At 51.7% G+C, this 6,057-nt stretch carries 4 protein-coding genes and 1 pseudogene; 4 read left to right on the top strand and 1 reads right to left on the bottom strand.

The genetic code is table 11. The features are described 5' to 3' along the window. The first annotated feature begins 224 nt into the window (after positions 1-224). From CAG65_RS14245 to CAG65_RS14230, 4 genes are all read left to right on the top strand, one after another. Positions 225-1,184 carry a TIGR01212 family radical SAM protein gene (locus CAG65_RS14245; RefSeq protein WP_161454078.1) on the top strand — a complete coding sequence of 320 codons (960 nt, stop codon included), beginning with the start codon at positions 225-227 and terminating at the stop codon, positions 1,182-1,184. A 45-nt stretch (positions 1,185-1,229) separates the two neighbouring features. Beyond that, positions 1,230-2,978 (top strand): diguanylate cyclase domain-containing protein, encoded by a 1,749-nt coding sequence (locus tag CAG65_RS14240; RefSeq protein WP_161454077.1) that lies wholly within the window; start codon positions 1,230-1,232, stop codon positions 2,976-2,978. A 130-nt stretch (positions 2,979-3,108) separates the two neighbouring features. Then, entirely contained in the window at positions 3,109-5,460 is a 2,352-nt protein-coding gene (arcB, locus tag CAG65_RS14235) for an aerobic respiration two-component sensor histidine kinase ArcB (protein ID WP_161454076.1), read from the top strand. Then, complete coding sequence (locus CAG65_RS14230; protein ID WP_161454075.1) at positions 5,457-5,903, top strand: hypothetical protein; 447 nt, start codon at positions 5,457-5,459, stop codon at positions 5,901-5,903. The genes arcB and CAG65_RS14230 overlap by 4 nt, the downstream gene beginning before the upstream one ends. Before the next feature lie 61 nt (positions 5,904-5,964). Here CAG65_RS14230 and CAG65_RS14225 read toward each other — a convergent pair. Further along, positions 5,965-6,057, bottom strand: a pseudogene (locus CAG65_RS14225) (two-component system response regulator ArcA); the annotation flags it as partial.

The raw sequence follows: 6,057 nt of genomic DNA, 5'->3' as shown, positions 1-6,057 counted from the left end.
TGGCAATCAAAACTGAAGCCTGTTTGATGGTTTTTTATACGCCATAATGAATTTTTAAATTAACAAATGCGCAACAGTAATCAAATTTGGCTTTGTAAAGTGCATGTTTATTGATTTCTACCAGGGTGTGCTTGTTTTAAACACTCTAAGATGAGTGGTTTTCTTTTGCATTTGTGTAATTAAATTACGTAATCGCGTGAGCGCAGTTTTCTTTGAGGTAATCGATGCAGCTACATGAACTGGTCAATACGATTGGCCAGGATTTGACCCGACGCTATGGCGAGAAAGTACACAAATTGACGTTGCACGGCGGGTTTAACTGTCCAAATCGGGATGGCACGATTGGACGAGGCGGGTGTACGTTTTGCAATGTGGCCTCATTCGCTGATGAACAGGCACAGCAAAAAAGCATTGGTGAGCAGTTAACCGAGCGGGCGGGTGAGGTCAATCGAGCTAAAAAGTACCTGGCGTATTTTCAGGCTTACACCAGCACCTATGCGGAAGTGCAGACACTGCGCCAGATGTATGAACAGGCGTTACAGGCAGCGGATATTGTGGGCTTGTGCGTCGGGACCCGGCCGGACTGCGTACCGGAGGCGGTACTAACGTTGTTGTCGGAATATGTTTCTCAGGGGCGGGAAGTCTGGCTGGAGTTGGGGCTGCAGACCGCCAACGACGCCACGCTCAAACGCATCAATCGTGGGCATGATTTTGCCTGCTACGCAGATATTGCCCAGCGTGCGCGTGCATTGGGGATCAAAGTCTGTACTCATTTGATCGTTGGGCTGCCAAAAGAGAACAAAACGGACAACCTGGCCACGCTGCGTCAGGTGTTGGCCGTTGGCACGGATGGGATTAAGTTGCACGGGTTACATATTGTTGAGGGCAGCACCATGGCGAAAGCCTGGCGAGCGGGGCGGTTACCTGTCCTGAGCCTGGAAACGTATGTTGATATTGCTTGTGACATGATACGCATGACACCACCTCAAGTGGTGTTCCACCGGGTTAGCTCGGCGGCGCGGCGGCCGACATTACTGGCGCCGTTGTGGTGTGAGAATCGCTGGCTGGCGATGACGGAAATTGGCCGTCGGCTGGATCGTGACGGCGCACAAGGATCATTGCTTGGTCAGCCGTTTATATACACAAAACCATCAATTGGTGCAGATCCACAGACAAGAACCTGATATCTTTCTAATCTTTAGTAAACCAAAGGATTAATTCGAGGGTAGATGGAACAGCTCTTTAGCGGGTTTTGGAATCTCATCTCACAGCATGGCGCATGGTTGGCCGTGCTGTTGGCGAGTGTTTTGATCCTGACATACATCTACACTCGGGCGCAAAAGCATCTTGAGTCTTTACTGCAGGATTCTCCTGCAGCATTGTTGCTGATCGACGCCAGTAGCGGGCGGTTATTGTTGTCCAACCGACCAGCCATGCAACTGTTGGGGATCCGCTTGGTCGGCAACCATTATTTCCTGCCTGCGGATGTCTCACAACACTATCTGCTGTCGATGCTCAATCAATTCAGCTCTCGGCGTTTCAGCGACCATAGCGAGCTCTGGCCGACATCATCCCATTCTAAAGTGAAAGTGTCTTTGTGTGGCAGCAAAACGCTCTACCGTGGCAAATTCGTGTGGTTGATCTACGCGACGCCTCATTGTCAAACCGACGAGGATCGCCAGCAGGAAATGCAATCCCTGTCGATCGCCAACAGCGCGATGAATTCTCTGTCGGAACTGATTTTCGTCAAAGACAATCAGGGCAAGCTGATTTCGGCCAACCGGGCATTTGAACGTTTCTGGAAAGGTCGTGAAAGCGAGGGGTGCATCACCTCTGACGGAGCGATCAAAGGTCGTTCCAGTGTTCGTCGTTGGACCGTAACTCCCGATGGGCGCAGTTGTCTGCTTGAAACCCACCTCAGCTTGCTGTTGTCGCCGCGTGGCGAACGGATTGGCGTATTGGGCATCAGTCATGATGTGACCGACTGGCACAACATGCAAAAGAACCTGCGTGATGAGATGGAGAAGCGCCGGGACACCGAAGTGGCGCTGGCTCAGCGTGACACCATTTTGCAGAACATTCTCGAATCGAGCCCGGACGCCATCGGTATCTTCAATGAAAATATGGTCTATCAGGCCTGCAATCAGCCGTTTGTTCAGGCACTCGGATTGTCGTCGGTGGATGAACTGCTGGGGAAAAGGTTGGATGAAGTAGTCCCGGAGGGCATTCATGGTCGATTTAAAGAATCGGATCGTCAGGTCATGGAAGAGGGCAAATCCTTGCGGATGCTGGACCGGGTCGCGCGTACCGATGGTGGTTACACGTGGTACGACGTGGTGAAGTCACCGTACAAGGATCCGATGTCGGGCACTAATGGCGTGCTGATCATGGCGCGTGATGTCTCAGAGCGCTATCTGGCTGAGCAGAAACTGGCGGAGGCCAATCAGGAGCTGGCACGACTAAGCTTTGTCGATAGCCTGACCCAAATCGCCAACCGGCGCAAATTCGATGAACAACTCAACACTTTATGGCACCTGCACGTGCGTGAAAAGCAGCCTCTGACCGTGATGCTGTGCGACATTGATGACTTTAAAGGCTACAACGATCATTATGGACATCAGCAAGGAGACGATGCCTTGGTGGAAGTGGCTGGCGCCTTTGCCCGGGTGTTGTCACGCAGCAGTGACTGTGTTGCGCGATACGGCGGGGAAGAGTTTGGATTCTTACTGCCCAACACCACCCAAGAGGGCGCGCTAAAAGTGGCCCAGAAGATCCATGCGGAAATTGCCGCGTTGGCGATTGAGCACAGTGATTCCCCCACCTCCGGAAAGGTCACCGTCAGTATCGGACTGGTATCGTACCTGCCTACGCCGCAGGATCGCCCGGAGGATCTGATCGCCATGGCTGACAGTGCGCTCTATCAGGCCAAAGCGCAGGGACGCAATCAAACCTGCGTTTATCACACATCTCAACATTGAAGCGCTGAGCCTTCAGGTTTCCCTTACCTGACGTCAGCAAAATCAGTAGACTAACTCTATCCGGAACGCGCTGACAAATTCGCCTTTTCTCTGAGTGGCGCCCCGGCGGTCAAGTGGCATGGAGCATTGCATGAAACCCATCAAGAATCTGGCTCAGTATTATGTTGATCTTTTGGTCAAGCTGGGCATTCTCCGATTTTCTATATTACTCGCACTGGCGCTGGTGGCACTGGCGGTGGTGGTGCAGGTTGGGATCACCTTGGTCCTTAATGGCCGGGTGGACGACATTGATATTGTTCGCTCGGTGTTTTTCGGCCTGTTGATCACGCCCTGGGCGGTGTACTTTCTTTCTGTGGTGGTGGATCAACTGGAAGAATCCCGTCAGCGCCTGTCTAAACTGGTCTCTAAGTTAAAAGACATGCGCTCACGTGACCAGGAGTTGAACCACAAGCTGCAGCAGAACATTGCGAAGTTGAACCAGGAGATCGAAGAGCGTATTAAAGCCGAAGAAGCGCGTGAAGAAGCGATGAAAGATCTGGAAAATGAGGTCTATCAGCGAGAGCGCACTCAGTTAGAGCTGGCAGAACGTACCGCGTTACTGCGCTCCTTCATCGATGCTTCCCCCGATTTGATTTACTACCGTAATGCTGAAGGCATTTTCTCAGGTTGTAACCGCGCGATGGAAGAGCTGACCGGCAAGCGGGAAAGTGAGCTGGTTGGTTTGACGCCCTGGGATGTCTACCGCAAAGAGGTGGCACAGCCGATTGTGGATACCGACCAGCAGGTGTTCGCCAACAACCGCGCGATTACTTACGAGCAGTGGCTCGAGTATCCGGATGGCCGGCGTAACTACTTTGAAATCCGTAAAGTGCCGTTTTACAGCAAAGATGGCCGCCATCTTGGCCTGGTGGGTTTTGGACGTGATATCACCGAGCGCAAGCGTCACGAAGAGTCACTCGAAAAAGCCAGCCGGGATAAAACCACTTTTATCTCCACCATCAGTCATGAGTTGCGCACGCCGCTCAACGGTATTGTCGGCTTGAGCCGGATGCTGCTCGATACGCCACTCACGCCGGAGCAGCGCAACCACATGCAGACGATCAACGTCAGTGCGATCACCTTGGGTAATATTTTCAACGATATCATTGATATGGATAAGTTCGATCGGCGTAAATTGGAGCTCTACCCGGCGCCGCTGAACTTTGAAGAGTTTGTTGTGGAAATGGAGAGTATTTCGGCGTTGATGGCTGAGCAAAAAGGGCTGAGGTTTGATCTCGAACGCCTCAGCGAACTGCCGGCGGCGATTGAAGTGGACGCCACCCGTCTGCGTCAGGTGTTGTGGAATTTGATCAGCAACGCGATGAAGTTCACCAAAGAAGGCGGGGTGGTGATGACGGTCAGTGCTGACGTAGACAATGGGCACGCCAACATCACCATGGAAGTCGAAGACAGCGGGATTGGCATTCCGGAAGCTGAGCTGGATAAGATTTTTGCCATGTATTATCAGGTGAAATCTGGCAAGGACAATCTGCACGCAGTCGGGACTGGGATTGGCCTGGCGGTGTCTAAACAGCTGATTAACATGATGGATGGCGACATCACCGTCAGCAGTGAAGAAGGCTTTGGTAGCACATTTACGGTGACGATCCGTGTACCGTTGGCGGACATTTCGCTGCCGGAGCAAAGCGCGCAGAGCGAACGCAAAGAGCTGAACATCTTCATGGTGGAAGACATTGAACTGAACATTACTGTGGCGCGCTCGTTACTGGAGAGTATGGGGCACGAAGTATCGGTGGCGATGACCGGGGAAGAAGCGATCGAGATGTTTGATCCTGAACTCTATGATCTGGTGTTCCTCGATATTCAGTTACCAGATATGACCGGATTCGATGTAGCAGCGTTTTTCCGTAACACTTACAAAGATCTGCCGCCGCTGGTGGCCTTGACGGCGAATGTACTCAAAAACAAAGCCGAGTACCTGCAAAAAGGCATGGACGATGCCATCAGTAAACCGTTGTCGGTAACCGCTGTTCAGGAAGTGATCGCGAAATTCACTTCAGACGAGCCGGCATTGGTGGTATCGGCGCCTGAAGTTACAGTGGAGACGACTGAGAGCAGTGATTTGTGCTGCCGGGTACTCGATCTGGATATGTTGGAGTCGTATGTTGATATTGTTGGGCCGCAACCGGTACTCGACAGCATCGATATGTTTGAAAACATGATGCCGGAGTATATTGAAGTACTCGACTCCAATATGACGGCCAAGCATCAAGACGGAATCGTGTCGGAAGCGCATAAAATTAAAGGTGCAGCGGGTTCTATCGGTTTGAAACACATTCAGAGTATCGCGCAGAAAGCGCAGTCGCCAGACATGCCTGCGTGGTGGGAAAACATCGATGACTGGGTTGAAGAGATAAAAAATGAGTATCTGAACGATATCCAGATACTAAGAAGTTGGTTAGAGCAGAGGGGAGAAAAATGAAAAAGTTAGCCGTGGCTTGTCTGACGAGCGTGTTGTTGTGGGGATGCAGCGCTCATCCAGTAGCGTGGGAGCAATCGAATGTGGCGACCATTGCCAATATTGCAGTGTCACTCAAAAGCACATTGTGGCTGAACAAAATGCCGACAGTGGAAGAAGAAACTGACCAGGTGCTGCACGGGGCGTTGTACCTCAGCTCAGATCAGTCTATGCCGGCGGATCTGGATGCCGAAGCTCTGATCATCAAGCAAGGAGACAACACCTGGCAGATCGATGCTAAGCAACTGGAAGTCCGGACTCAAAGTGAAAACCGTTGGGAAGTGGTGTTTGCTGAGCCTGTCGGCGTCAATGACCGTGCGCGCGTCGATGTGGCATTGCGTTTATCGGAAGGAGCAAAGACGCAGTGGCTGATCGAGAAAAACGTGAAAATTGATGTGGTGTATTGATGCGCCAAGAAGCAAAAAGGCTTGCCATTTGGCAAGCCTCTGTCGTTGTTAGGGAAGGGAATTACTCTTCCAAGTCGCCGCAGAAGCGGTAGCCTTCACCGTGAATGGTGGCAATAATTTCTGGTGTACCAGAGACCGACTCAAAGTGTTTACG

Origin of the sequence: Vibrio sp. V39_P1S14PM300 (assembly GCF_009904765.1) — a bacterium.
GTDB lineage: Bacteria > Pseudomonadota > Gammaproteobacteria > Enterobacterales > Vibrionaceae > Vibrio > Vibrio proteolyticus.
This window is presented reverse-complemented; position numbering and strand designations above follow the sequence as displayed.